The organism is Chryseobacterium soldanellicola, from assembly GCF_900100115.1.
Lineage (GTDB): Bacteria > Bacteroidota > Bacteroidia > Flavobacteriales > Weeksellaceae > Chryseobacterium > Chryseobacterium soldanellicola.
The window spans coordinates 835599-861486 of record NZ_FNKL01000004.1 but is presented as its reverse complement, the minus strand read 5'-3'; the positions used below and the strand labels follow the sequence as shown (position 1 = coordinate 861486).

Sequence of the window (25888 nt, the reverse complement as noted above, 5' to 3'; positions counted from 1 at the left end):
TGTGTCTTTAAATTTGATTTTTAAGATATTTGCCAACTCAATCATCATAAAAAATGGAAGAAATAAAATTCAGGAATGCAACCCCTGAAGACCTGCCAAAAATTGTAGAAATCTACAACTCAACCATTCCGTCAAGAATGGTAACCGCTGATACAGAAAACGTTTCTGTGGAAAGCAGGCAGCAATGGTTCAAAGAGCATAATACCGAAAACCGGCCACTTTGGATGATTGAAGATCTACAAAATAATACGATTGGTTGGGTAAGCTTTTCATCATTTTACGGGCGCCCGGCCTACAACGGAACGGTTGAGATCAGCATTTATATGGATGAAAGCTGTCGCGGAAAAGGCTTCGGCAAGAAAGTTCTTCAATATTGCATCGACAATGCCGGAAAATTTGGGGTAAAAACTTTATTAGGCTTTATCTTTCTGCATAACGAACCAAGCTTGAAACTCTTCAGACACTTCGGTTTTGAAGATTGGGGTGTTTTTCCCGATGTAGCAGTTTTGGATGGCGTAGAAAGGAGCTTGGTGATTTTAGGAAAGAGGATTGGGTAGTCATTGCGAGGAGCACAGCAACGAAGCAATCTTAAAACAGTTTAATTGTCTTTTAGAAGCTATTTCCCGCTTTCCGCACTCGCTATTTTATTGGATTCGGCGGCGGCAAAGCCGCCGCCGAATCCAATAAAATGAGCTCAAACAGATGCTCCAATCGGGGCTAGGATTGCAGTTGTTATCTTAATGTATCACAAAAATTCAATATCCAGTTTGTCAACCTGAAACCTTTAGGTTTGACGTAGTCAAAGGATATCAAGAATAATATTAGCGATATATTTCCGTCATTGCGAGGAGCTTAGCGACGAAGCAATTTCTATAAAGAAACATTATTTTGAGTCACAATTCCTACGGAAAAACAAACATTGGAAAAACTTGAATAAAAAAAGCGATCCGAAGACCGCTTTAAATTTATGCATTCTGCTTAATTCTTTTCGCAGACAGATTCAAAAACCGTTTGACCAGCATAACCGCAGAAACGGTTAATCCCAATCCTAAAGCGATCCACATTCCAAATGCTCCCATATTCAACGTCACACAAAGGAAATATCCCAAAGGAATAGTAATCACCCAATACGCGATAAACGTATAAATAGAAGGGATTTTCACATCCTGCAAACCTCTTAGCATTCCTAACGCCGTCACCTGAATTCCGTCTGATAATTGAAATAAAGCAGCGACAATCATTAATTTTGAGGCTAATACTATTACTTCAACTTCTTCTTTTTTTGTAAAGAATGTAGGAAGAATATTTCGCCCTAAAATAAATACAACTCCACAAATACACATGAAAATAAAAGCTATTTTCAAATTGTTGATACCGACTTTTCTTAATTCAACAAAGTTTTTTTCACCCAGTTTTCGCCCGATCATGACGGTTGAAGCCACACTGAAACCAATACATAAGTTAAAAGTAAAAGAAGCCATACTCAACGCGATCTGGTGAGAAGCAATATCATGAGCCGAAATCAATCCGCAAATAAAAGCAGCTCCCGCGAAAGCCGTTACTTCAAAAAACATCTGTAAAGCGGTAGGAAATCCTAATCTCACCATTCTTTCAAACATTTCTTTCGTAAAAACCTGGATTTTTAACGAAAAATCTTTGATATATTGTCTTGTTTTCTTCTCATTTAAAAGCACAAAATACAGGAAAATCACCATAAAAACCCTTGCGATTAAGCTCGCCAAAGCAGACCCTTTTACACCCATTTCAGGGAAAATCCAAAGTCCTTTAATGAAAACATAATTTAGTACGATATTGATAACATTCGCAATAATCGTTGCTTTTGTAACCCCGATGGTATAAGATAATCCTTCCGAAACTTCTCTTAAAGTCTGAAATGCCATAAAAGGAACAATACTGATGGCCATTATTCCTAAAAACCCGACTGTATCAGGAATAATTTTCGCGGGTTGACCGGAATGATAGAGTAGTGGCAACCCTAAAAGCAGGATACCCATTAAAATAATCCCAACTGTCATATTGATCACAAATCCATGGCTGAAAACTGAATTAATAGTCTTGTGATCTCCCTTAGAATGCGCCTCCGAGACCAATGGCGGAATGGCAAAAGAAAATCCCAATGCCAGCACAAACATGGAAAAAAACACAGCATTTCCCAAGGAAACAGAAGCCAAAGCGTCTGCACCCAGTAATTTTCCAACAATAATATTATCAAACAAATTCACCGAGACCTGCCCCACCTGCGTCAACATCACAGGAAGAGCCAGCGTCAGGCATTCTTTTGTATAGTTTTTGTGTAAAAAGTTCATAATAGTTTATATTCATATAGTTCAAAAAAAAGATTTGCAGCGTAAATACTGCAAATCTTTATATATCTTCAAAATAATAATTAAATTATTTCCTTACAAAACTTGCAACGTCCTCAGCAGAAACCGTGTTTCCGCCAAGAATAATCAGTCTTTCGACAACGTTTCTTAATTCTCTGATATTTCCGGTCCATGAAAGGGCTTTTAACGCTTCAATAGCCTTGTCATCAAATTTCTTTAACGCTGTACCGTGCTCTTCGGAAATCAATCCTGAAAAATGATCTACCAACAATTTGATATCTTCTTTTCTTTCATCCAATGGCGGTACATAGATCTCGATCACAGAAAGTCTGTGGTAAAGGTCTTCTCTGAATCTTCCTGCTTCAATTTCCGCCTGCATATTTTTATTGGTTGCAGCAAGTACCCTTACGTCAACTTTTATTTCTTTATCGCTTCCGACAGGAGAAACTTTGCTTTCCTGAAGGGCTCTCAATACTTTTGCCTGAGCGATAAGGCTCATATCCCCAATTTCATCCAGAAAAATCGTACCTCCATTTGCCTGTTCAAATTTTCCCTGCTTGTCTTTAATTGCTCCGGTAAATGAACCTTTTACATGCCCAAATAATTCAGATTCAATAAGTTCTGAAGGAATCGCGGCACAATTTACTTCTACCATCGGACCTCTTGCTCTCTCACTTTGATTGTGAATAGAGTGAGCAACAAGCTCTTTTCCGGCACCGTTCGGACCTGTAATCAGAACCCTTGCATCAGAAGCGGCTACCTTTTCGATCATATCCTGAATCTTTTGCAAAGCAGCTGATTCACCGATCATCTGGTATTTTTTACTAACCTTTTTCTTTAAGGTTTTATTTTCAGTTTGAAGATATTTATTCTCTTTCTTTAAATGTTCTTTAGCTAAAGCATTTTTTACACTCGTAATCAGCCTGTTGATATCGATAGGCTTAGAAATAAAATCGTAAGCACCATCTTTCAGACAAGACACTGCAGAATCAATATCAGCATGACCTGAGATCATGATAAAAGTGGATTCAGGTTTTAAAGCTAAACTTTGTTTTAAAAGCTCTGTCCCTGAAAGTTTTGGCATCTTAATATCAGAGATCACCAATGCGAAATCTTCTTTTTCTACCTGTTTAAAGCCTTCAAGGCCATCTTCGGCTATAACGAATTCATATTCAGTAAGTTCATCAGAAAGAATACTGTGAAGTACTCCGGAAATTGCTTTTTCGTCTTCTACAATAAGGATTTTTTGCATAGTTGCAAATTTAGATTTTTTGATTGAATTATTAGCAAAAAGCGTACCTAAATCTTCTATTTTGAATAATCTCTCCTTCCAAAAATTGCTGATCCCACTCTCACAGAATTAGCACCACATTCAATGGCAACAGGAAAATCATCGCTCATTCCCATTGATAATGTATTTAGAGTTTTTAATTGATTTAATTCATCAAAAAGCTTTTTTAGAATTAAAAATTCCTTTCTGATCTGATCTTCATCTTCAGTAAAAGTTGCCATTCCCATCAGGCCCGTGATTTCTACATTCTGAAATTCACCATTCATAAATTTTTCAAATAAATCTTTTGCCTCATTAATTTCAAGACCGAATTTACTTTCTTCTTCTGCAATTTTTACTTGAAGTAAAACTTTAATTGTACGGTTGTTTTTGCCTGCTTCTTTATTGATTTCAGATAATAATTTTTCGGAATCCACGCTTTGAATCGTGTCAATAAATTCAGCGATATATTTTACTTTATTCGTTTGCAGATGCCCGATCAGATGCCATTGAATGTCTTTCGGAAGCAGAGGATATTTCTCCATTAATTCCTGAACTTTATTTTCTCCAAAGACCTTTTGACCAAGATCATAGACTTCTTGAATTGCAGAAACAGGATGAGTTTTTGAAACAGCAACCAATTGAACATTTTCCGGAAGCTGGCTTTTTATATGTTTGTAATTTTCTTGAATGCCCATAATTGCAAATTTCTGAATTTTAAAAGCAAAAAACTAGTAAAATGTAAATTTTAATTAAAAGCTGTTGATAGAAAACTTATTTTTAAAGCTAATTCAAAACCTCATTAATCTTGGGATACTCTGAAATTTTTCTGAAAACAAATCGGTTAGTTTTCTGAAGTTTTTCAATAAAAAGATCAAGCTCATTCACAGAATCCGAATCCGTTAAATACTGATCGTGAGTAAGAAAAACCAGGTGTCTTGAAGTTTTTTCAAGGTCATTGAAGAAAATACTGTCAACTCTTTTAAGCATAGCTTCGTGATTTCCTTTCAAAGCCATTTTATTAGTCGGTTTCCATTCAAGATCCCAGCCTACAACTTTGTAGCCTGCTTTTTTCAGGCTGTTAGCCGCTTCAGTAGAACTTTTCAGGTCGGTTACCGTAATATTGTTGAGTCTCCAGATATTTCTTCCGGGAGTTCTTGCAATTTTATCAAAGAGCTTTAAGCTGTCTTTTGCAGCATCAAAATCCTGAACTACCGCAAGCGGATTTTTGTAAAAATCATTGTATTTGTTGTGGGCATGCGAGAAGCTGTGATTTGCCAGTTCAACCAGCTGATCTTTTCTTAAAAGGTTAAGATCATCTTTCTGTTTTTTACTTCCATAGGCGTGTTTTCCGACTAAAAAAGCAGTGGCGCAAACATTTCTTTTATGTAAAATTTTCAATAGATTTTCGGTTCCGCGATTGGGGCCGTCATCGAAAGTAAGATAAATAACTCTTTTGTCAGAGGGAACATTTTCATCATCAATTTTGGGGACTATTTTTGCGACGGGATGGCTTTTTGGAATCAGTTTTTCAGATTCTTTCTTGTCTTTTTCCTGGCTGCAGCCGTTAAATAAAATTGAAGTTGCACTCATCACTGCAAACATCCCAAGAAAAGTCTTATTTCGAGACTTTTCTGCAAAAATTTTTGTCATAAAGTTTATTGGAATTTAATTGTTAAAAATTGTTAAAATTTCTATATATTTCTTAACAAAATCTATGCCGATTCTCCTTAAACTTAAACTTTTTAAGGTATTTTTAATAAATTTATTTTTAAGCAGTTAACCTTCCAGAATTTTCTTTAAATACAGTGAATTTTTAATCGCTGCCGTTCCCCAGGTATTGTTGAAAAATATAAACGTTTTCTTTTGTTCTTCTTTAATTTTTTCAGCTAACTGAGAGAGAAACTCTTCAGCATATTCTGATTTATAGAGAACAGGTTTACCATGAAGTCGGTAATATAAAATATCAGAGTGATTGACAATTACATCTTCCGGCAAATTTCCAGGAAAACTGACTCCTGAAAAAATTAAATTATTTTCTTTTAAAAGGTTAAAAATTTCATCCCGCCACCAGGATTCGTGACGGAATTCTATGACATTTAAATAATTAAAATCAAGATTATTAAGAATTAAATCAATATTTTCCTGAGTATTTTTAAATGATGGCGGAAATTGATACAAAAACCCTGAAAGTTTTTCTTTTAGATGAGATTGAATGTGAATGCAAAATTCTGAAATTTCTTCTTTACAATCTTTCAATCGCTTTTCATGAGAAATCGTTTTTGGAATTTTAATGAAAAATTTAAAACCTTCAGACGTCTCATCAACCCATTTCAGCAATGTTTTGGCAGTTGGCTTTCTGTAAAATGTAGAATTGATTTCAACGGAATTAAATTCCTGAGAATATAAGGTCAGAAAGTCTTTACTTTTGGCATCTTCAGGATATAAAGATCCTTTCCAGTCATTGTTGTAAAAGCCTGAGCATCCGATATAAAGATTTTCTTTTTTCATATTTTTTATTTTATATCTAAATTAACCGAATTCAATCGCAATGAATTCAAAATCACAGATAAAGAGCTGAAACTCATCGCTGCGGCTGCAATCATCGGGGACAATAGAATTCCAAAAAAAGGATACAATAATCCTGCCGCAACCGGAATTCCCAAAACATTATAAATAAAAGCAAAAAACAGATTTTCCTTAATATTTTTCAGAAGCTTTTCACTTAATAATTTGGCTTTTGCAACACCAAGAATATCGCCTTTTAATAAAGTAATTTCTGCGCTTTCAATGGCGGCATCGGTTCCTGTTCCCATTGCGATCCCGATATTGGCCTGGGCTAAAGCGGGAGAGTCATTGATTCCGTCGCCGGTCATTGCTACAATTTTGCCTTGTTGCTGAAGCTTTTTTACTTCATTTAATTTATCCTCGGGAAGACAATTTGCTTTGAAATGTTTAATACCCAATTCGTCTGCAACGGCTTTTGCAGTATGCTCGTTGTCTCCGGTCATCATGATGATGTCAATGCCTTCATCCAGCAATTGCTGAACAGCTTTTTTTGAACTTTCTTTAATTTTATCCGTAAAGCTTATAAAGCCTACAACTTCTTTATCCTGAGCAATATAAGAGATTGTATGGGCTTTTGACTGTACTTCAATAGCTTTTTGCTTCAAAACATAAGGAATTGAAATTTGATGAGATGTCAAAAGATTTTCGTTACCCAAATAGACTGTTTTTCCGTTGATGTTTCCTTTCACTCCTTTACCTGAAATATTTTCAAAATTTTCTACTTTTTCCGGATTTATTTTTTCACTTTTTGCTTTTTTGATAACTGCATTTGACAACGGATGTTCTGAATTTTGATTTAAGGAAAAAGCCAATTTTAAGATCAAATTTTTATTATTATTAATCGTTTCGATATGTTCAACTGATGGTTTTCCTTCTGTTAAAGTTCCTGTTTTATCAGTGATTAGAACGTTTACTTTATTCATTTGTTCAAGGGCGTCGGCGTTTTTAATTAAAATACCGTTTTTTGCACCTTTACCAATTCCCACCATCAAAGACATCGGTGTTGCCAATCCTAACGCACACGGACAAGCCACGATTAAAACTGCAACAGCATTCACAAAAGCAAACAAACTCTTTTTCCCTTCCGGACCGAAAAACTGCCATAAAATGAAAGTCAGAACAGCAATCAAAATAACGGTCGGAACAAAAACTTTAGACACCTTATCCGTCAGTTTTTGAATGGGCGCTTTGCTTCGGCTCGCTTCATTGACCATTTTTATGATTTGAGAAAGCAAAGTTTCGTCGCCAACCTTTTCAGCTTTCATGATGAAAACCTGATTACCGTTGATCGTCCCGGAAGTTACTTTATCGTCAATATTTTTCTCAATAGGCATGGGTTCTCCCGTGATCATACTTTCGTCAACAATGGAATTTCCTTCTGTAATTTTTCCGTCGACAGGAATTTTTTCACCTGGTTTTACTCTTAATAAATCTCCGATTTTCACTTGCGAAAGGAGAACTTTTTTTTCTTCACCATTAATGATCAAATTCGCTTCATCAGGAGAAAGACTCATTAATTCTCTAATTGCATTTCCTGTTTTTTTGTGGGCAGCAGCTTCCATTAACTGGCCTAAAATGACAAGCGTTAAAATCACACAGACCGCCTCAAAATACAACGGAATTTCATGATTGTGACCACGAATTTCATGCGGAATAATATCAGGAAAAATCAAAGAAACAATACTGAAAATAAATGCTGCTGCAACACCCAAAACAATCAGACTGAACATATTTAAGTTCCAGGTTTTGAACGAAACCCAACCTCTTTTCATCAAAAACCATCCTGAATAAAATAAAACAGGAAGCGTTAAAATCAATTCAATAACTCCCTGAATCTGATGTGAAAAAGGAAAATTTATCAACATTCCACCCATCGAAAGAATAAAAACAGGAATGGTAAATGCCAGTGAAATAATGAATTTACGTTTTAAAATATTGTACGTTTCGTCTTCTTCATGATCATCTTTTTCGGGCATTCTCACGAGATCCATTCCACAGATCGGGCAGTCGCCTGGTTCGTTCCGAACAATTTCTGGATGCATCGGACAGGTGTATTTTGCAATTTTCTTTTCGGGATATTTCACCAAATCCATTCCGCAAACAGGGCAACCAACGTTGCTGTCATACGTTTTATCACCTTCACAATACATCGGGCAATAATATTTTCCAGCCATTTCATCCGTAAGTTTCGGAGCTTCATGATGATGATGAGAATGATCGTGTGAATGTGTTGTTGAATTTTTAACCAGATCTTCTGTAATTTCCTCCAAATGCATATGACAAACCGGGCAATCACCTTTTTCATCATAAATTTTATCACCTTCACAGAACATCGGGCAGTAATGTTTTCCGACATTATCTTTAAAATTTTCGGGAAGATTTGTTGAAGAAAAAGTAGGTTTATAATTCGGATCTTTAGCGTGTTTTTCCTCAATCGGAACCAAATACATATTACAAACCGGACATCTTTTGCCTTGTTGAAAGTAAACTTTATCACCCTCACATTCCATCGGGCAATAATAAACTGAAGACGGCGAAATGCGATCTTGTGGCTTTACAAAGGCTTTTTCGGGATCTTCAAGCTTGTAGTTTCCGATCTCTTCTAAAGCTTTATTTAAAGTTGCAAGTTCGATCGGCCGGTCGGAAGTTATTGTTGCAGTGCTGTTTTCGAGATTGATGTCAGCTGTAATTCCTTCTATAATATTGAGTTTTTCTGAAATTTTTTTCTGACAGCCGGAGCAGGTCATTCCCAGAATTTTATATTGTTGTTGCATGATCCTTTAATTTATACTACAAATTTCCAAAATGAAAGTGTAAGGTTGTTATAAATTTAAGGATAATGTTTATAGAATTTAGTTTGAGAGGTTTTGAGTGGGAGTGTATTAGGGTTTGAGGGTAGGAGCGTTCCAGAGTATAAAGGTTTTGCTTTTTACGCAGATTTTTATGTTGTTAAATATTATAGGTATAATTATTAAAACTCAAAAAACTCTCAAACACTACAACTCTCAAACTCAGATTTGATCCAAAGCTTTTCTACTGTGAATTTTCAGTTTTTTAAATTCGGTAGGAGTGAAACCTGTGCTGTTCCGGAATTGTGATGATAGATGCTGAACGCTTTTGTAGCCTAGCTTTCCGGCGATTTCCGTTAGAGTAAATTCATTATATAAAAGAAGCTCTTTTACTTTTTCAATTTTTTGAAGGATAAAGAACTGTTCTAATGTAATATTTTCGTTTTGTGAAAAAGTTTTTGAAAGCGCGCTGTAATCTTTATGAAGTTTTGAGCTTAAAAATTCAGATAAAAGAAAATTTTCATCAATATCCAGTTCGCTTATTTTAATAATGATCAAGTTTTTAATTTTCTCTATAAGCTGATGTGCGGAGTCTTTTATTCTTTCAAATCCAGTTTTCAATAATTTTTTTTCAAGAGAGGCTAAGTCGTTTTCCGGGATTTCAGACTCGGTTTCAACTTCGCCGAGATTAATTGCTTTAATCTTAATATTAGCGTCATTAAAAATTGTCTCAACAGCAGAAATACACCTTCCACAAACCATATTTTTTATGAAAATTTTCATAATTGATTGTTTAATCTGTCTTTTACAAATTCGACCTTAGTTTTGCCGTGAGCTACAGGATTTCCGTCTTCTCCAAGATTTACCATCACAATTTTATCAACGGTGATGATCGTCTGATGGGTCATTTTGTTTCTCACTTCACATTTTAAGGTGATAGAAGTGGATCCGAACGCAGAAACTTCAATTCCGATCTCGACGATATCTCCCTGTTTTGCAGAACTTACGAAATTGATTTCAGAAATAAATTTGGTGACAACTTTTGTGTTTTCCAATTGAATAATGGCATAAAGCGCAGCTTCCTCATCGATCCATTGCAATAATCTTCCTCCGAAAAGTGAATGATTGGGATTTAAATCTTCAGGCTTTACCCATTTTCTGGTGTGATAATTCATGCTTTTATTTTTTTGCATGACAAATTTAGTGTTAAAAACTGGCTTTTTCAACAGAATGAGATTTACTTATCTTAAACGGATTATTTATTTTCTCAATTGATTTTATGATGAAAACCGAGCTTAAAACCTTTCGTAGTAAATGTTTCTGTAGTGTTTGAAAAACTTAATTCCGAAAAATCTTAGTAAAGGAATAAAATAAACTAAAAAATGTTTTGATATAAATTTTTTAATCGTATCTTGCATCAGTTATATTTGGAATCAATATTTGTTCATTGACTTTATGTTGTTTTTCTTTTATATACCAAATTTTTATTAATTTTTAATTTTTATTTAAAATGAACATTTTTGTTTCAAACATCAATTACGCAACTAAAGAATATGAGTTGCACGATTTATTTGCTGAATTTGGCGATGTAGCATCTGCTAAAATTGTAACAGACAGAGAAACTGGTCGCTCTAGAGGTTTTGGTTTCGTAGAAATGGGTGACGAAGAAGGTCAACAAGCTATCGAAGCTCTAAACGGGAAAGAATTTAATGGAAAAGAACTTAACGTTTCTGAGGCTAAGCCAAGAGAAGAGAAACCAAGAAGAAGTTTTGATAACAACAGAAGCGGTGGAAACGGCGGAGGTTATGGAAACAACAGAGGTGGAAACGGCGGAGGCGGTGGAAGCTACGGAGGTGGAAACAGCCGTGGTGGAAATGGCGGCGGTGGAAAACGTTGGTAAAAAATATAAGCGGCTTTTGAGCCGCTTTTTTTATGTCTTATAGTTAAAATTATTTCTTCTTTTTCTTTTTGTCCTTGATTTTTTTATCTTTCTTGGGATTTAAAATTTCATTAGCATATTCCAGTTTCGGTTCTTTTGCTTTTGCAGGTTTAAGATCGGCGAATTCCTGCAAATCATCCTTTGAAATTATATTTTCAGTAAATAAAAATTCTAAAATCTCCTTTCCTGAATTGTTCAAAAAATTAACTGAAAACTCTTTTAATAAGAATTTTTTATACTCTTCATAAGGAACCAATACTTTATATTTGAAAATTCTGCCTTCTTTTTCAGTAGATAAATATCCTTTTTCAACCAATATTTTTAAGTAAGTTGAAACTGTATTTTGATGTGGTTTCGGCTCAGGATGCTTTTCCATAACATCCTTTAAATAAAAGGTTTCCAGCTTCCAGAATTGTTTCATTAAATTTTCTTCCGCAGATGTAAGATGATTTATTTTCATATAATACTCTTAATGTTGAAATTGTATGTTGCAATAAAGATAAAGAAAAGATACCACAAATGCTATTCCTGCACCCATAAAAACTTCCTGTACAGTGTGTCTTTTCAGGATAATTCTCGTAATTCCTACTAAAATTGCTATTCCCAGCCAGAAAATTCCCATTTTTACACTTAAGACAAAAAATAACGCTGCTACAAATATATTAAATGCTGTATGCATCGAGCTTTTGATAAAAAAATTGCTGATCTGTAATGCGAAAAGCAAAATCAGAATAAACAGCATCACAAAATCAATATATCCGTTTTTGAAATAATTATAAGCAATGTAAGCGATTACACAAGCCGCAATAAATATATATAAAGTCTTTCTCTGAACACGATTAGAGACGTCCATATTCGTATATCTGCCGGTTTTTACATTCCAGACAATCCAGGAAATAACAGGGGCGATGACGATTACCAATATAGGAAGGAAATATAACAGGGCATCTTTTAAGGAATATTCCCGAACGCTCATATAAACGAAAAATATAAACAGAGAAATAAGAGGATTAAAAAAATCAGATATTACTTTTGAAATTTTATAGATAAATGAAGGTTGTTTTTCGTCCATATTTAAGTTTAATAATGTAAATATAATATTATAACTAAAAAAACAATTGGTTTATATACAACAAAAACAAAGTTTTTTTTATAATTTTGCTCAACTATTTCATAATAAATAAGCAAGAGCTAACACATGAAAGAATTTTCTAAAGAGATATACCTGAAGTGGTATGAAGATATGACAATGTGGAGAAGGTTTGAAGACAAATGCCGTTCTCTTTATCTAAAACAAAAAATCAGAGGTTTTTTACATTTGTATAATGGTCAGGAAGCTATTCCTGCCGGTTTCACGCATGCAATGGATTTAACTAAAGATAGTATGATCACTGCTTATAGATGTCACATCCATCCAATGGCAATGGGAGTGGATCCTAAGAGAATCATGGCCGAGCTTTGTGGTAAAGCTACGGGAACTTCAGGAGGTATGGGTGGCTCTATGCACATTTTCAGTAAAGAGCACCGTTTTTATGGTGGTCACGGTATTGTTGGAGGACAAATTCCTTTGGGTGCAGGTATTGCTTTTGCTGATAAATTTTTTGACAGAAAAGCGGTAAATATTTGCTTCTTCGGAGACGGAGCGGCTAGACAGGGCTCATTACATGAAACGTTTAACATGGCAATGAACTGGAAACTTCCTGTTATATTTGTTGTAGAAAACAACCAATATGCAATGGGAACTTCTGTAAAAAGAACTGCTAACCACGAAGATATCTATAAATTAGGTCTGGGATACGAAATGCCTTGTCTTGCCGTAGATGCAATGGATCCTGTAAAAGTGGCAGAAGCTGCTTACGAAGCTATCGAAAGAGCAAGAAGAGGAGACGGACCAACTTTCATCGAAGCCAGAACATACCGTTACAGAGGTCACTCTATGTCTGATGCTGAGCCTTACAGATCTAAGGATGAAGTTGCTATCCATAAAAATGATGACCCTATCGAGTTGGTAAAATCCAGAATTTTAGCAAACAGCTGGGCGACAGAAGAGGAATTGGAAGCAATGGATAACAAATCAAAAGATTTTGTTGAAGAATGCATCGAATTCATGGAAAACTCTCCGTATCCAACTGCTGAGAAAGTATATGAATATGTGTATTCTCAGGAAAACTATCCGTTTTTAGATAAATTAGAAAACTAATACAATAATTTGCTGATACGGTGATATGTTGATGTGTTATTTTTATTCACAATCTTATCATCACTTCATCACATTAACAAATTAAAAAATAAATTATGGCAGAAGTAATCACAATGCCTCGTCTTTCCGACACAATGACGGAAGGAAAGGTGGCAAAATGGCATAAAAAAGTAGGAGATAAAGTAAAAGAAGGAGATATTTTAGCTGAAATTGAAACGGATAAAGCCGTTCAGGATTTCGAATCTGAGATGGAAGGTACACTTTTATACGTAGGTGTAGAAGAGGGTGCTGCCGCTGCTGTAGATTCTGTTTTGGCAATTATCGGTAATGAAGGGGAAGATATTTCAGGATTAACTGGTGGAGCTGCTGCTCCCTCTGCAGGTGGTTCTGAAGAGAAAAAAGAAGAGCCTAAAGCTGAAGCTATTACTGCTGCTCCGGAACAGGCTTCTGCGGAAGTTCCAGCTGGTGTAGAAGTTATTACTATGCCAAGACTTTCTGATACAATGACAGAAGGTAAAGTAGCAAAATGGCACAAAAATGTTGGTGATACAGTAAAAGAAGGTGATCTTCTTGCTGAAATCGAAACAGATAAAGCGGTTCAGGATTTTGAATCTGAATTCAACGGGGTTTTATTGAAGCAAGGCGTTGAAGAAGGTGGTGCTGCTCCTGTTGATACAGTATTGGCAATCATCGGCCCTGCAGGAACAGACGTTTCAGGAGTTGGTGCTGCAAAACCTGCGGCTCAGTCTTCAGAAAAGCCTGCTGAACAAAAAGCTGAAGCTCCAAAACAAGAATCTGAAAACCAACAACCAGCAGCCAGCAACAACGAAAGAGTTGCGATTTCTCCATTAGCTAAAAAAATTGCTCAGGATAAAGGAGTTGATATTCACGGGATTCAGGGTTCTGGTGAAAACGGAAGAATCGTTAAAAAAGATGTTGAAAATTATCAGCCATCTCAGGCAAAACCAGCTTCTGCTGCACCGACTGCAAGTCCGGCAGCTCAGGTTGCATTAAGTTTTGTTCAGGGAGAAGATACAGAGACTCCAAACTCTCAGGTTAGAAATATCATCGCAAAACGTCTTGCTGAAAGTAAATTCACTGCTCCTCACTACTATTTAATGGTGGAGATCAACATGGATAAAGCAATTGAGGCCAGAAAAGAGATCAATTCTTTACCGGATACAAAAATTTCTTTCAACGATATGATCATTAAGGCAACTGCCGTTGCGTTAAGAAAACATCCTCAGGTTAATTCAAGCTGGGCGGGTGACAAGATCATTCACAGAGGAAACATCAATATCGGGGTAGCGGTTGCAATTCCTGACGGATTGGTAGTTCCGGTTCTTAAGAATACAGACCAGATGAATTATACTCAAATTTCTGCTGCTGTTAAAGATATGGCCGGAAGAGCGAAGTCTAAAGGTCTTAAGGCAAACGAAATGGAAGGTTCTACATTCTCAATCTCAAACTTGGGTATGTTCGGAATTGAAACATTTACAAGCATCATCAATCAGCCAAACTCTGCAATCCTTTCAGTAGGAGCCATCATCGAAAAACCGATCGTAAAAGACGGCCAGATCGTAGTTGGGAACATCATGAAGCTTTCATTAGCTTGTGACCACAGAGTAGTAGACGGAGCGACTGGTGCTCAGTTCTTACAAACTTTAAAAACATATTTAGAAAGTCCTTTAACATTGTTACTGTAATTTTTTAATTTGTAAATATTAAAAACGCTTCTCAGTTTTGGGAAGCGTTTTTTTTGAAATTTATCGTTTAATAGAGATGCTTCGACAAGCTCAGCATGACAACGCGAATACTAATTGTTTTAATATCTATTTTATTGATTTTTTAAGCGAACAGTATTAGAGATGTCATGCTGAGCTTGTCGAAGCATCTCTATTAGTGATAATATTTAACGAATAAAAATTTATAACAAAGTATAAAGCTCTTGTTATAAATCCCTTTAAAACTATTCAATATTTCAAATCAATTTACTATTTTTGAATTATGATTAAAGCGAGAAATATCCATAAATCTTATGGGAATTTAGAAGTATTAAAAGGTGTTGATATTCACATAAAAGTAGGTGAAGTGGTATCCATTGTCGGCGAATCCGGGGCGGGAAAATCTACGCTTTTGCAGATTTTAGGAACTTTGGATCAGCCTACGAGTTCTAAGCAGAACGAAACTGAAATTACTATTGCAGGAGAATCGTTCATCAATATGAATGACAAGCAGCTTTCTAAATTCAGGAACCAGAATATTGGCTTTGTATTTCAGTTTCATCAGTTATTACCTGAATTTTCAGCGTTGGAAAATGTTTTGCTTCCTACAAAAATTGCAGGAGCAAATGAAAAGGAAGCGATAGAAAAAGCATATGCTTTGTTTGAAGATCTGAAAATCGAACAAAGATTGCATCATAAGCCTAACCAGCTATCCGGTGGTGAAGCGCAAAGAGTAGCGGTTGCAAGAGCTTTAATCAACTCTCCGAAAATCATTTTTGCGGATGAGCCGACAGGAAATTTAGATTCAAAAAATGCCGATGACCTTCACCGGTTGTTTTTTGATTTAAGAGATAAATATAACCAGACCTTTGTTATTGTAACCCACAATCCTAATCTTGCAGAGATTACCGACAGAAAATTAGTCATGAAAGACGGAATGATTATCGAATAAAATTCCGGACTGATGATGAAACAATTTATTTTTCTCTTCCTTTTTATAATTTCCTGTTCAAAATTTGAATCTCAGGGTAATAATGTAATTGATTATTTGCCGAAATCAAAAATTTCAGAAATTAAGAGTTATATTAAAGGAAAAAATTACAATCAGGATTTGGCTGTTTTTATTAATTTTAAAATTCACTCCGGGAAATACCGTTATTTCGTTTATGATCTGAAAAATAATAAAATTTTGCAGAAAGCGGTCGTTGCCCACGGTGAGGGTTCTGTAATTTCTAATTCAGATAATTTACAATTTAGTAATATTGACGGTTCTCACCAGTCCTCTTTAGGTAAATATGAAATTCGGGAAAGCTATACCGGAAAATTCGGAAAAGCTTACCGATTAAATGGTCTTGATGAAACTAACAGCAATGCAATGTCGAGAGCGATTGTTCTTCATTCATACTATTGCGTGCCGGATAAAGAATCGGTAAATCCTACCTGTTTAAGCTTTGGTTGCCCGATGCTTTCAAAAAATGCCTTCAACGAAACTGCAAAATACATCGATCAATCAAAACAACCGATCATTTTATACGCTTTCTATTAACTAAGCCTAAAATCTAATTCCTGATAAATATGTCCATAAAATTTCTCGCAGAAGATGACAGACCAAGAGAAAAGTTTTTATCAAAAGGTAAAAGCTCACTTTCCGATTCTGAACTTTTGGCGATTATTATGGCAAGCGGCAATAAAGAGGAAACCGCTGTAGAACTCGCAAGAAGAATTTTGGCTTCCGTCAATAACAATTGGCATCAGTTAAGCTTACTTTCTGTAAAAGATTTGACGAAATTTAAAGGCGTGGGTGAAGTAAAAGCAATCTCAATTACAACTGCCTTGGAAATCGGAAGAAGAAGAGCCAGTCAGGAAGTCCCTGAAAAAGCTGTAATTTCTAAAAGTTATGATGCGTATCAAATTTTAAAAAATCATTTGTCAGATTTAAGAACCGAAGAATTTTGGGCTGTTTTTCTGAATCAGAGCAACAGAGTTATTCATATTGCACAATTGACGCAAGGAGGTATCAATCAATCGATTGTGGATTTGAGGGTTTTATTTAAAACGGCTTTAGAACACTTTTCGACGGGAATCATTATTGCACACAATCATCCTTCCGGAAACTTAAAACCGAGCATTGAAGATATTGATATTACTCAAAAGATAAAAGAAGCCGGAAATACCTTAAACATTCAGCTTTTGGATCATTTGATTGTCACACAGAATTCATATTTTAGCTTCTCAGACGAAGGATTATTATGATTAAAAGACTGAAATATCACGAAATTAATTTCGAAAAATACAGCCATTGTTTAGATTTTTCTGAGCAAAAAAACTGGTATGCTAAGAAAGAAGTTTTAGATGAGCTTTCAGGGAATTGGGAATTGTTGATTTGTGGTGATTATGAGGCTGTTATGCCTATTCACATTAAGAAAAAGTTTGGATTTAATTTTGTTCATATGCCCCTTTTTTGTCAACAACTGGGAATTTTTTCAAAAATTGATAAACCCGAAATTAATGATCAGTTCTTAAAGTTTTTTAAAAAAAAATATAAAGTTTTCCTGTATTCATTTAATCACCATAATATTTTTTCTGAAAATTTAAATAAAAGAAAAAATTATATCGTTCCGGTTTCTGATTATGTCATTTTAAGGCGAAAAAAATATTTCAAAGGCAGAAAATCTACCGCGAAATGGGCGCAGCATTTGTTTTATAAAGAAATTCAGCTGGATAACGAATGTTTTTCTTTTATAGAAAGTAATTTTAAAGGGCTGGATAAAAAAAGCGATTTTGAAAAGCTTACAAAATACCTCCGTTTTCTTGAGAAAAAAAACAGCCTGAAAATAAGTGGTGCATATTTGGAGAATAAGTTGATTAATCTGGCTATTTTGGTTTCCGAGCCTCAACAATTGTCTTTGCTGGCTCTTTTTAATGATGAAAATTTTAAAAATGAAAACGGTCCGTCTTTTCTTATTGACAGGATTTTGAATCTTTATATTCATGAAAAAAGGTTTAATTTTATGGGAAGCAATATCCGTGGAATTGAACTTTTCTTCAAGAGTTTTGGTGGAGAGCTGCATGATTATTGTTTCACTGAAAATAAATTTCTAAAAATATTTTCTTAAGAAAAAAATGCTGTTTAGACCAATTCTAAATATTAATCCGTAATTTTATAAGATAAATTTATTTCAATAGTTCCCGTTATGTTAAAGCAAATTCGTAATTACAAATTACCATATATTATTTATAACTTTTTCAATAAGAGGAAATTACAGCACAATATTCCGCTGTACAAAAAGTATGGAATTAATAAAAGTTATTTCTCAAGCATTTCAAGCAAAGATTTTAAGCATTTACCGGCTGCTGAAAGAAAAATAGATCATGAAAAGCTTATTAACACTACCTTTTATAAAAAACTTTCAGATGACAATAAAGAAAGTGTCCTTGGTTTTGATGATAAAGGCTATCTGATCTTGAAAAATTATCTGAGTACAGAAACTGCAGATAAGATTAATGAAGAGATCGATAAATTAATGGCGAACGGAACCATAAAATTCCGATACGGCGGGAAATTAATGTTTGTCATTCATCATTCTGAAATCATTAAAAATATTGGTAATGATAAAGATTTAACTGAATTTCTTTCTGTCTTAATTGACGGACAGGCGAAACTTTTTCAAAGCATCAATTTTATTAACGGAAGTCAGCAAAAAACGCATTCAGACAGTATTCATATGACAACTTATCCTTTAGGCGGATTGTTGGGAGTCTGGATTGCTTTGGAAGATATTGATGAAAATAATGGAGCTCTTCACTACATTCCGGAAAGTCATAAATTACCTTATTTTTTAAATTCCGATTATGAAAATGAAGGAGATGCCATCAGAATTGGTAAAAAAAGTTACAAGGCCTATGAAGAATTTCTTGAAAATAAAGTAAAGGAATTGGGATTAAAGAAAGAAGTTTTTAAAGCAAAAAAGGGAGATTTGTTGATATGGCATGCCAATATTTTACATGGCGGCGAACCACATTTAGATAAGTCCAGAACGAGAAAAAGTCTGGTTTATCATTATTTTGACGAAAATAGTGTGTGTTATCACGAAGTAACGCAAAGACCGGCATTATTTGAGTTATAATTTCAGAAAATATTAGTAATTTTGCCACCTAATTTTATGGCAAATTTTTCAGAATATCTACCGTATGCTTTTGCATTGATTGTTGCAATTCCGTTTTTGGTTTTGCTGAGGCAGTTCGTAAATTCTTATATCACGCTTAAGAATCAGGAAATTAAGCTTCTTTCCGTGAAATCTAATACAGAAAATAAGACACATTCTTACGAAAGAATGGCACTATTTTTAGAAAGAATAAAACCTTCAAATCTTATTCAGAAATTTGATAAAGGCCTGGAGGCGCATGAGTTTATTTTCCTTACAGAGAAAACAATTAATGAAGAATTTGACTACAATTCGTCACAGCAGCTTTATTTAACTAAAAATTCATGGAAGAATATTGTAGATTCAAAGAATGCAGTGATAGATTTGCTTCACAAAACTTACGAAGGCTTGAATGGGAATGCCAATCTTGACGAGTTCAAGACCATATTTATCATGAATTATATGGAAAGTGAAGATTATATCGCAGCAACCATTGAAGATTTAAGACGAGAAATTTTAATAATAACGTAATTAAAAAATAAATAATTAAAATAATGATTCCAAATTTTAAAGCACATCCATGGCACGGGATTTCTGCAGGAGAAGATGCGCCAAATGTTGTAAATGTTTTCGTGGAGATCGTTCCTTCAGACACTATTAAATACGAGATAGATAAAGAAACTGGATATTTAAAGGTTGACAGACCTCAGAAATTTTCAAATATTATTCCGGCATTATACGGCTTTGTTCCAAGAACTTACTGTAACGATGCAGTAATGAAATTAGCGGTTGAAAGAGGCGCTACAGACGTTACAATGGGAGATCATGACCCGCTTGATATCTGTGTTTTGAGCTCACACAATATTCATGCTGGAGGTTTACTGATGGAAGCTATTCCGATCGGTGGCTTCAAAATGATCGATGGAGGTGAAGCTGACGATAAAATTGTAGCCGTAATGATCAATGACCACGCTTTCGGACATTTCAGAGATATCACGGAATTGCCTGAAGCAGAAGTGAAACGATTAATGCATTACTTTTTAACGTATAAAAACTTACCGGATGAGCCTGCAAAATGCAGAATTCAGGAGGTTTACGGAGCTGAGCACGCAAGACTTGTGATCAAAGCTTCTCAGCAAGATTACGCAGACAAATTCGGAGGATAAAATTCTCTTAATTGAAGATAAAAAAAGGATAAATGATTTTTCGTTTATCCTTTTTTTGTTAGTAGAACCAAAAACTAAAAACTTTAAGCATTAATTTTTTTTGGGCAGCTATTTCCGCCTTCCGTTCTCGCAATTTTGTATTTTTTGCCTTCGCTTTTTTCCTCCCAAAAATACAAAATGTGCTCCACTCAAGTCTGGCTGTAACTCTAAACATAATACACCTTACAGGTTTCCAAAATTAAACTGGCTTAAGCAAAACCTTTACAATACAATTTTCCACAAAGTTTGTCATCCTGAAAGGATCTAGGCTAAAGTATTAGAGATTAATTTTATTCTTCTCTTCAACAAAAACAACGTTGAATTGAGTAAACTAATATAAACTACAAACCCAAAACTTAAATAATAATCCAAAACTTGGTTAAGCGTTTAAACACTTATTTTTAAATAGTAGAACGTTTTTTTAATAATTTGATAGGAATTATTTATTATATTTAGTTCTCTATTACCAAAAAAATATTAAACTATGGACTTATTTGTGTTAGTGCCAATTTTTGGTGTTATCGCTTTAATTTACACTTTTCTGCAAAGTAACTGGGTAAATAAGCAAAACGCCGGAAATGACAAAATGAAAATTATCAGCGGACATATCGCTGACGGTGCAATGGCTTTTCTAAAGGCTGAGTACAAGATTTTAACCTACTTTGTTGTGGTTGTAGCTATTTTATTAGCTGTAATGGGATCCAGCAATGCCAACTCACACTGGAGTATCGGGCTTGCCTTTGCCCTCGGAGCTTTTTTTTCTGCATTGGCAGGCTTTATAGGAATGAAGATCGCCACAAAAGCCAATGTAAGAACAGCAGAAGCGGCAAGAACTTCACTTTCAAAAGCTTTAAAGGTTTCATTTGCAGGAGGTTCTGTAATGGGAATGGGAGTTGCGGGATTAGCCGTTTTAGGATTAGGTGCTTTATTTTTAATCTTAAAACAGATTTTCGCCCCTCATTCAACAGTGGATTCTCATGAGATGGAAAGAACCATTGAAATTCTTACCGGATTTTCATTAGGAGCCGAATCTATTGCTTTGTTTGCAAGAGTAGGTGGTGGTATTTACACAAAAGCGGCAGACGTGGGAGCCGACCTAGTAGGAAAAGTTGAAGCCGGAATTCCGGAAGATGATCCAAGGAATCCTGCGACAATTGCAGATAATGTTGGTGATAATGTTGGGGACGTTGCCGGGATGGGAGCCGATTTATTTGGTTCTTATGTAGCGACAGTTTTAGCAACCATGGTTTTAGGAAGAGAAACAGTTTCTGTAGATTCTTTCGGAGGTTTTGCACCTATACTTTTACCAATGCTGATTGCAGGAACCGGAATTATTTTTTCAATGATAGGAACTTTATTTGTCCGAATTAATGATAATGAAGAATCTTCTACATCAAGCGTTCAGAATGCTTTAAATCTGGGGAATTGGGGAAGTATCGTGATTACGGCAATTTCTTCATATTTCTTAGTTACTTACATTTTACCTGATAAAATGGTTTTAAGAGGCCATGAATTCACAAAAATGGGTGTTTTCGGGGCTATCATGGTTGGATTGGTTGTTGGTACTTTGATGAGTATCATTACAGAATATTATACCGCAATGGGTAAAAGACCGGTTAAAAGCATTGTCAGACAATCTTCTACGGGCCATGCAACAAATATTATCGGCGGGCTTGCCGTTGGTATGGAATCTACTTTGCTTCCAATTCTCGTTTTAGCCGGCGGAATTTACGGTTCTTATTTATGTGCCGGATTGTACGGTGTTGCTATTGCAGCAGCAGGAATGATGGCTACGACAGCGATGCAGCTGGCTATTGACGCATTCGGACCGATTGCCGATAACGCAGGCGGTATTGCCGAGATGAGCGAGTTACCAAAAGAAGTTCGTGAAAAAACAGATATTTTAGATGCGGTCGGAAACACAACAGCAGCGACTGGAAAAGGTTTTGCGATCGCTTCTGCAGCTTTGACGGCTTTGGCTTTGTTTGCCGCTTTCGTTGGAATTGCAGGAATTGACGGTATTGATATCTATAGAGCCGATGTTTTGGCAGGTCTGTTTGTCGGTGGAATGATTCCGTTTATATTTTCTTCGTTGGCGATCACTGCGGTTGGGCAGGCTGCAATGGCAATGGTGGAAGAAGTAAGAAGACAATTCCGTGAAATCCCCGGGATTTTAGAAGGAAAAGCGGAACCGGAATACGAAAAATGTGTGGCCATTTCTACTGATGCATCTATCAGAAAAATGATGCTTCCGGGAGCAATTGCTATTATTTCGCCACTTTTGATCGGATTTATTTTCGGACCTGAAGTTTTAGGCGGATTTTTAGCCGGAGCTACAGTATGCGGAGTTTTAATGGGAATGTTCCAGAATAACGCAGGTGGAGCCTGGGATAATGCCAAAAAATCTTTTGAAAAAGGAGTTGACATCAACGGGCAGACTTATTACAAAGGTTCCGAGCCTCACAAAGCTTCCGTGACGGGTGATACAGTGGGAGATCCGTTCAAAGATACTTCAGGGCCATCAATGAATATTTTGATTAAATTAATGTCAATTGTGTCGTTGGTAATTGCACCGACTTTAGCTGTTTTACATAAAGATAAAATTGATGCCAATAGAAAAACAAAAATTGAAGCTTTAATGGGAGTTACGGGAACTCATATGACTTCAGGAGCTGTAGCACCTGTTTTGATTCCGACAGAAATCAAAGGACATCTGAATGAAGATGGTGATTTTGTGTATGAAACAGGAAATATTCAGGAAGTGCAGTTGAAAGGCGGAAAAGCGATCAAAATGGGTGAAGGAAGCCAATTATTACAATTTTATAATGCTGTTAATCAGAAAGATCAGGCAGCTTTAGACCCGAATAAATGGTACACGATTGAAAATCTTTATTTTCAGACAGGTTCCAGCGATCTGAAAGTGGGATCAGAAGTAGAATTGCTTAATTTAGTTGAAATTTTAAATGCTTATCCCGATTTAAAAGTAAAATTAGGAGGCTACACAGACAATACGGGTAATGAAGAAAGCAATCAGAAATTATCAAATTTAAGAGCACAGACTGCCAAGCTTAAATTGCTGGAGCTGGGAATTTCCGGTGACAGGGTAGAAGCAGAAGGTTACGGCTCTCAATATCCGGTTTGTCCGGCCAATGATACGGATGAATGTAAAGCCAAAAACAGAAGAATTGATGTAAGGATTTTAGCTCTTTAAATCAAATTTATAAATAAAAAAGCACTGCATTTTGCGGTGCTTTTTATTTAAATTAAACACTAATAGCACGAATTTTTTCACAAATAAACACAAGATCAGTGAAATCTGTGGCAGGAAATAATTTTAAAGAGATTGCTTCGTCATTTCATTCCTCGAAATGACACTAAAGATTTTTTATCAAATATTCCAAAGCATCAATAATCAATTCATCTTTTTTAGCAAAACTAAAACGTACATAATCAGAATTCTGCCTCGAATTATAAAAAGCAGAAAGTGGAAGACACGCCACTTTTTTCTCAACTGTTAACCATTTTGAAAATTCTACATCGGTCATTGTTTTAGAAATCTTCCTGAAATTAACGATCTGAAATACCGCTCCATCACATTTTTTCTCAACCTGAAATGGTGTTTCTCTTATTAATTCATGAAAAATATCTCTTTTATTTTGCATTAAACGTTGGCTTTGAGAAGGGTCAAAAATTTCAAGGTATTTTGCTATGGCATATTGACAAGGCGCATTGGCGCTGTAAGAAATATATTGCTGGTGGCATCTGAATTTGGCGGTCAGATCTTCCGGAGCCAGCAGATAACTCACTTTCCAGCCGGTGGAATTAAACATTTTACCAAAAGAAAATATACAGAACGTACGTTTTTTTAATTCAGGATGAAGGAACGAACTGTAATGTTCAACCCCGTCATAACAGTACATATCATAAATTTCTTCTGAAATCAAATAAATTTCCCGGTTCTTAATTAATTCATACAATTGATTCCAGTCTTTTTTTGACCAGATTTTTCCTGTAGGATTTTGTGGAGAATTTACAATAATAGCTTTGGTTTTCTCAGAAATGCAATATTGAAGTTTTTCCCAATTTATTTCAAAATCATTATCAACATCATAATATACAGGGATCCCACCATTTAAGACAATAGACGGCCCGTAAGTATAATAAGAAGGCTGGATAACGATGACTTCATCTCCTTGATTTAAAATACATTTCAGGGAAGTATATAAAGCAAAGGTTGCACACGGAACAATGCTTACTTCATTATTTTTCAGTGAAATGCTGTTTTTTCTTCTGCAATTAAATCTAATAACGCTTTCTATCAGCAAAGGATTTCCTGCAAGTGGCTCATAATTATGGGTGTTATGGTCTGCAGCTTCTTTTAAAAAAGTTCTCAGCTTTCCATCAATATCGAAATCGGGCAACCCTAAAGATAAGTCAAAACTATCATTCTTTGTTGCGAGATCAGACATTTCCGTAAAAAATGAGTAATGAGTAAATCCGTAAATATTCTGCATATCCTTTGCATTTATTTCAAATATAAGAAAAAATAGAATCTGTTACGGATTAAATAAAATTTTGTTATTTTTAAACAAATTATTAAAATGAAAAAACTACTTATCCCGTTATTTTCTATTGCTATTCTGGCGAGCTGCGGAACGGCAAAAATTTCTGATAACGGACAAAATACATCCAAATCCTCGAGAGGTTTAACCAAAGCGGAGAAAGCTTTTCAGGCTGCCTATAAAAATATTGAACTTGAAGATTTAAAGAAAAATCTCACTGTTATTGCTTCTGATGAGATGCAGGGCCGGGATACGGGAAGTCCGGGGCAGAAAAAAGCGGGCGAGTACATGATTAATTTTTATAAAAATCAAGGAATTTCTTTTCCAAAAGCTTTGGGATCTTATTATCAAAAGGTTCCGGCAGATTTCATGAAAAAAAGAGGCGGAGGAAATCTTCCTGATTCTGAAAATATTTTAGCGTTTATTGAAGGAACGGAAAAACCGGACGAAATCATTGTTGTTTCTGCGCATTACGATCATGTAGGAACCAGAAATGGAGTGGTGTACAACGGTGCAGACGATGACGGAAGCGGAACCGTAGCTGTTATGGAAATCGCAAAAGCTTTTCAAAGTGCAAAAAAATCCGGAAATGGCCCGAAAAGATCGATTCTTTTCCTTCATGTAACAGGGGAAGAGCACGGTTTATTCGGTTCTGAATTCTATTCTGAAAATCCTGTTTTTCCTTTGGCTAATACAGTTGTTGATTTGAATATTGACATGATCGGTCGTGATGATCCCGAAAACAGAGGAAAGCAATACGTGTATGTAATTGGTTCTGAGATGCTAAGCTCTCAATTAAAAATTATTAACGAAACAGCAAATAAAAAAACCAATAATTTAGAGTTAAATTACAAATACGACGATCCAAACGATCCTGAAAGATTGTACTACAGATCAGATCATTACAATTTTGCAAAAAATAATATTCCGGTGGCATTTTTCTTTGACGGAATTCATGAAGATTACCACAAGCCAACCGATGATGTTGAGAAAATTGATTTTTCATTGTTGCAAAAAAGGGCTCAGTTGGTTTTTGCGACGGCCTGGGAACTAGCGAACAGAACTGATAGAATTGCAGTTGATAGAAAAGAATAATTGTCTAATAAATAGAATGTTATAAATTTTAATTAAAGCTTATATG

24 protein-coding genes are annotated in these 25888 nt (G+C 35.3%); 13 read left to right on the top strand and 11 right to left on the bottom strand.

The genetic code is table 11. From position 1 onward, the window contains the following. The first annotated feature begins 53 nt into the window (after positions 1-53). Positions 54-557, top strand: coding sequence for a GNAT family N-acetyltransferase (locus BLT04_RS18095; protein WP_089757188.1), 504 nt, complete (start codon positions 54-56; stop codon positions 555-557). Between the two features lie 408 nt (positions 558-965). Here BLT04_RS18095 and BLT04_RS18090 read toward each other — a convergent pair whose 3' ends face one another. The 8 genes from BLT04_RS18090 to BLT04_RS18055 form a co-directional block, all read right to left on the bottom strand. After that, positions 966-2327, bottom strand: coding sequence for an MATE family efflux transporter (locus tag BLT04_RS18090; protein ID WP_089757187.1), 1362 nt, complete (start codon positions 2325-2327; stop codon positions 966-968). Positions 2328-2412: 85 nt separating this feature from the next. Then, positions 2413-3597 carry a sigma-54-dependent transcriptional regulator gene (locus BLT04_RS18085; protein ID WP_089757186.1) on the bottom strand — a complete coding sequence of 395 codons (1185 nt, stop codon included), beginning with the start codon at positions 3595-3597 and terminating at the stop codon, positions 2413-2415. Positions 3598-3653: 56 nt separating this feature from the next. After that, the gene (locus tag BLT04_RS18080) at positions 3654-4313 is read right to left on the bottom strand and encodes a YggS family pyridoxal phosphate-dependent enzyme (protein ID WP_089757185.1); all 660 of its coding nucleotides are present in this window, start codon (positions 4311-4313) and stop codon (positions 3654-3656) included. A gap of 88 nt (positions 4314-4401) precedes the next feature. After that, positions 4402-5268: a polysaccharide deacetylase family protein gene (locus BLT04_RS18075; RefSeq protein ID WP_089757184.1), complete on the bottom strand. Its 867-nt coding sequence runs from the start codon at positions 5266-5268 to the stop codon at positions 4402-4404. A gap of 126 nt (positions 5269-5394) precedes the next feature. Next, positions 5395-6126: a DUF72 domain-containing protein gene (locus BLT04_RS18070; protein ID WP_089757183.1), complete on the bottom strand. Its 732-nt coding sequence runs from the start codon at positions 6124-6126 to the stop codon at positions 5395-5397. Between the two features lie 5 nt (positions 6127-6131). Then, entirely contained in the window at positions 6132-8957 is a 2826-nt protein-coding gene (locus BLT04_RS18065) for a heavy metal translocating P-type ATPase (protein ID WP_089757182.1), read from the bottom strand. A gap of 237 nt (positions 8958-9194) precedes the next feature. Then, a complete protein-coding gene (locus BLT04_RS18060; RefSeq protein ID WP_089757181.1) occupies positions 9195-9755 on the bottom strand; it encodes a helix-turn-helix domain-containing protein in 561 nt (186 codons plus the stop codon). After that, positions 9752-10147, bottom strand: coding sequence for an acyl-CoA thioesterase (locus BLT04_RS18055; protein WP_089757330.1), 396 nt, complete (start codon positions 10145-10147; stop codon positions 9752-9754). The genes BLT04_RS18060 and BLT04_RS18055 overlap by 4 nt, the downstream gene beginning before the upstream one ends. 335 nt (positions 10148-10482) lie before the next feature. Here BLT04_RS18055 and BLT04_RS18050 point away from each other — a divergent pair, with 335 nt between their 5' ends. Further along, a complete protein-coding gene (locus BLT04_RS18050; RefSeq protein WP_089757180.1) occupies positions 10483-10872 on the top strand; it encodes an RNA recognition motif domain-containing protein in 390 nt (129 codons plus the stop codon). Positions 10873-10921: 49 nt separating this feature from the next. Here the strand turns inward: BLT04_RS18050 and BLT04_RS18045 are convergent, their stop codons facing one another. Beyond that, positions 10922-11371, bottom strand: a complete 450-nt coding sequence (locus BLT04_RS18045; RefSeq protein ID WP_089757179.1) for a BlaI/MecI/CopY family transcriptional regulator — start codon at positions 11369-11371, stop codon at positions 10922-10924. Positions 11372-11380: 9 nt separating this feature from the next. Beyond that, positions 11381-11983: a phosphatase PAP2 family protein gene (locus BLT04_RS18040; RefSeq protein WP_089757178.1), complete on the bottom strand. Its 603-nt coding sequence runs from the start codon at positions 11981-11983 to the stop codon at positions 11381-11383. 126 nt (positions 11984-12109) lie between these two features. On the opposite strand from BLT04_RS18040, the gene pdhA reads away from it, so the two are divergent. The 10 genes from pdhA (at position 12110) to BLT04_RS17990 (ending at position 23396) form a co-directional block, all read left to right on the top strand. Then, positions 12110-13111: a pyruvate dehydrogenase (acetyl-transferring) E1 component subunit alpha gene (gene pdhA / locus BLT04_RS18035; RefSeq protein ID WP_089757177.1), complete on the top strand. Its 1002-nt coding sequence runs from the start codon at positions 12110-12112 to the stop codon at positions 13109-13111. Positions 13112-13206: 95 nt separating this feature from the next. Next, on the top strand, positions 13207-14817 hold the full coding sequence (locus tag BLT04_RS18030; protein WP_089757176.1) for a pyruvate dehydrogenase complex dihydrolipoamide acetyltransferase: 1611 nt from the start codon (positions 13207-13209) through the stop codon (positions 14815-14817). Positions 14818-15118: 301 nt separating this feature from the next. After that, positions 15119-15787 (top strand): ABC transporter ATP-binding protein, encoded by a 669-nt coding sequence (locus tag BLT04_RS18025; RefSeq protein WP_089757175.1) that lies wholly within the window; start codon positions 15119-15121, stop codon positions 15785-15787. Positions 15788-15799: 12 nt separating this feature from the next. Continuing rightward, entirely contained in the window at positions 15800-16381 is a 582-nt protein-coding gene (locus BLT04_RS18020; RefSeq protein WP_089757174.1) for a murein L,D-transpeptidase catalytic domain-containing protein, read from the top strand. 29 nt (positions 16382-16410) lie between these two features. After that, positions 16411-17088, top strand: coding sequence for a RadC family protein (gene radC, locus BLT04_RS18015; RefSeq protein ID WP_089757173.1), 678 nt, complete (start codon positions 16411-16413; stop codon positions 17086-17088). Then, entirely contained in the window at positions 17085-17951 is an 867-nt protein-coding gene (locus tag BLT04_RS18010; RefSeq protein ID WP_089757172.1) for a hypothetical protein, read from the top strand. Before radC ends, BLT04_RS18010 begins: the two co-directional genes overlap by 4 nt. Positions 17952-18029: 78 nt before the next feature. Beyond that, positions 18030-18962, top strand: a complete 933-nt coding sequence (locus BLT04_RS18005; RefSeq protein WP_089757171.1) for a phytanoyl-CoA dioxygenase family protein — start codon at positions 18030-18032, stop codon at positions 18960-18962. Between the two features lie 36 nt (positions 18963-18998). Then, a complete protein-coding gene (locus BLT04_RS18000) occupies positions 18999-19511 on the top strand; it encodes a DUF7935 family protein (RefSeq protein WP_089757170.1) in 513 nt (170 codons plus the stop codon). A gap of 23 nt (positions 19512-19534) precedes the next feature. Next, positions 19535-20146 carry an inorganic pyrophosphatase gene (locus tag BLT04_RS17995; protein WP_089757169.1) on the top strand — a complete coding sequence of 204 codons (612 nt, stop codon included), beginning with the start codon at positions 19535-19537 and terminating at the stop codon, positions 20144-20146. 523 nt (positions 20147-20669) lie between these two features. Beyond that, positions 20670-23396 (top strand): sodium-translocating pyrophosphatase, encoded by a 2727-nt coding sequence (locus tag BLT04_RS17990; RefSeq protein ID WP_089757168.1) that lies wholly within the window; start codon positions 20670-20672, stop codon positions 23394-23396. Between the two features lie 163 nt (positions 23397-23559). Here BLT04_RS17990 and BLT04_RS17985 read toward each other — a convergent pair whose 3' ends face one another. Next, positions 23560-24699: an aminotransferase class I/II-fold pyridoxal phosphate-dependent enzyme gene (locus tag BLT04_RS17985; protein WP_089757167.1), complete on the bottom strand. Its 1140-nt coding sequence runs from the start codon at positions 24697-24699 to the stop codon at positions 23560-23562. An 87-nt stretch (positions 24700-24786) separates the two neighbouring features. On the opposite strand from BLT04_RS17985, the gene BLT04_RS17980 reads away from it, so the two are divergent. Further along, positions 24787-25842, top strand: a complete 1056-nt coding sequence (locus BLT04_RS17980) for a M28 family metallopeptidase (protein WP_089757166.1) — start codon at positions 24787-24789, stop codon at positions 25840-25842. Positions 25843-25888 lie beyond the last annotated feature (46 nt).

Excerpts from the sequence above, each read along its gene's own strand:
- BLT04_RS18040 (WP_089757178.1), bottom strand. The coding sequence starts at position 11,983 with ATGGACGAAAAACAACCTTCATTTATCTATAAAATTTCAAAAGTAATA.
- BLT04_RS18075 (WP_089757184.1), bottom strand. The coding sequence starts at position 5,268 with ATGACAAAAATTTTTGCAGAAAAGTCTCGAAATAAGACTTTTCTTGGG.
- radC (WP_089757173.1), top strand. The coding sequence starts at position 16,411 with ATGTCCATAAAATTTCTCGCAGAAGATGACAGACCAAGAGAAAAGTTT.
- BLT04_RS17995 (WP_089757169.1), top strand. The coding sequence starts at position 19,535 with ATGATTCCAAATTTTAAAGCACATCCATGGCACGGGATTTCTGCAGGA.
- BLT04_RS17990 (WP_089757168.1), top strand. The coding sequence starts at position 20,670 with ATGGACTTATTTGTGTTAGTGCCAATTTTTGGTGTTATCGCTTTAATT.
- BLT04_RS18070 (WP_089757183.1), bottom strand. The coding sequence starts at position 6,126 with ATGAAAAAAGAAAATCTTTATATCGGATGCTCAGGCTTTTACAACAAT.
- BLT04_RS18085 (WP_089757186.1), bottom strand. The coding sequence starts at position 3,597 with ATGCAAAAAATCCTTATTGTAGAAGACGAAAAAGCAATTTCCGGAGTA.
- BLT04_RS18010 (WP_089757172.1), top strand. The coding sequence starts at position 17,085 with ATGATTAAAAGACTGAAATATCACGAAATTAATTTCGAAAAATACAGC.
- BLT04_RS18065 (WP_089757182.1), bottom strand. The coding sequence starts at position 8,957 with ATGCAACAACAATATAAAATTCTGGGAATGACCTGCTCCGGCTGTCAG.
- BLT04_RS18030 (WP_089757176.1), top strand. The coding sequence starts at position 13,207 with ATGGCAGAAGTAATCACAATGCCTCGTCTTTCCGACACAATGACGGAA.
- BLT04_RS18025 (WP_089757175.1), top strand. The coding sequence starts at position 15,119 with ATGATTAAAGCGAGAAATATCCATAAATCTTATGGGAATTTAGAAGTA.
- BLT04_RS18060 (WP_089757181.1), bottom strand. The coding sequence starts at position 9,755 with ATGAAAATTTTCATAAAAAATATGGTTTGTGGAAGGTGTATTTCTGCT.
- BLT04_RS18020 (WP_089757174.1), top strand. The coding sequence starts at position 15,800 with ATGATGAAACAATTTATTTTTCTCTTCCTTTTTATAATTTCCTGTTCA.
- BLT04_RS18055 (WP_089757330.1), bottom strand. The coding sequence starts at position 10,147 with ATGAATTATCACACCAGAAAATGGGTAAAGCCTGAAGATTTAAATCCC.
- BLT04_RS18005 (WP_089757171.1), top strand. The coding sequence starts at position 18,030 with ATGTTAAAGCAAATTCGTAATTACAAATTACCATATATTATTTATAAC.
- BLT04_RS18000 (WP_089757170.1), top strand. The coding sequence starts at position 18,999 with ATGGCAAATTTTTCAGAATATCTACCGTATGCTTTTGCATTGATTGTT.
- BLT04_RS18050 (WP_089757180.1), top strand. The coding sequence starts at position 10,483 with ATGAACATTTTTGTTTCAAACATCAATTACGCAACTAAAGAATATGAG.
- BLT04_RS17980 (WP_089757166.1), top strand. The coding sequence starts at position 24,787 with ATGAAAAAACTACTTATCCCGTTATTTTCTATTGCTATTCTGGCGAGC.
- BLT04_RS18095 (WP_089757188.1), top strand. The coding sequence starts at position 54 with ATGGAAGAAATAAAATTCAGGAATGCAACCCCTGAAGACCTGCCAAAA.
- BLT04_RS18080 (WP_089757185.1), bottom strand. The coding sequence starts at position 4,313 with ATGGGCATTCAAGAAAATTACAAACATATAAAAAGCCAGCTTCCGGAA.
- BLT04_RS18045 (WP_089757179.1), bottom strand. The coding sequence starts at position 11,371 with ATGAAAATAAATCATCTTACATCTGCGGAAGAAAATTTAATGAAACAA.
- BLT04_RS18090 (WP_089757187.1), bottom strand. The coding sequence starts at position 2,327 with ATGAACTTTTTACACAAAAACTATACAAAAGAATGCCTGACGCTGGCT.
- BLT04_RS17985 (WP_089757167.1), bottom strand. The coding sequence starts at position 24,699 with ATGCAGAATATTTACGGATTTACTCATTACTCATTTTTTACGGAAATG.
- pdhA (WP_089757177.1), top strand. The coding sequence starts at position 12,110 with ATGAAAGAATTTTCTAAAGAGATATACCTGAAGTGGTATGAAGATATG.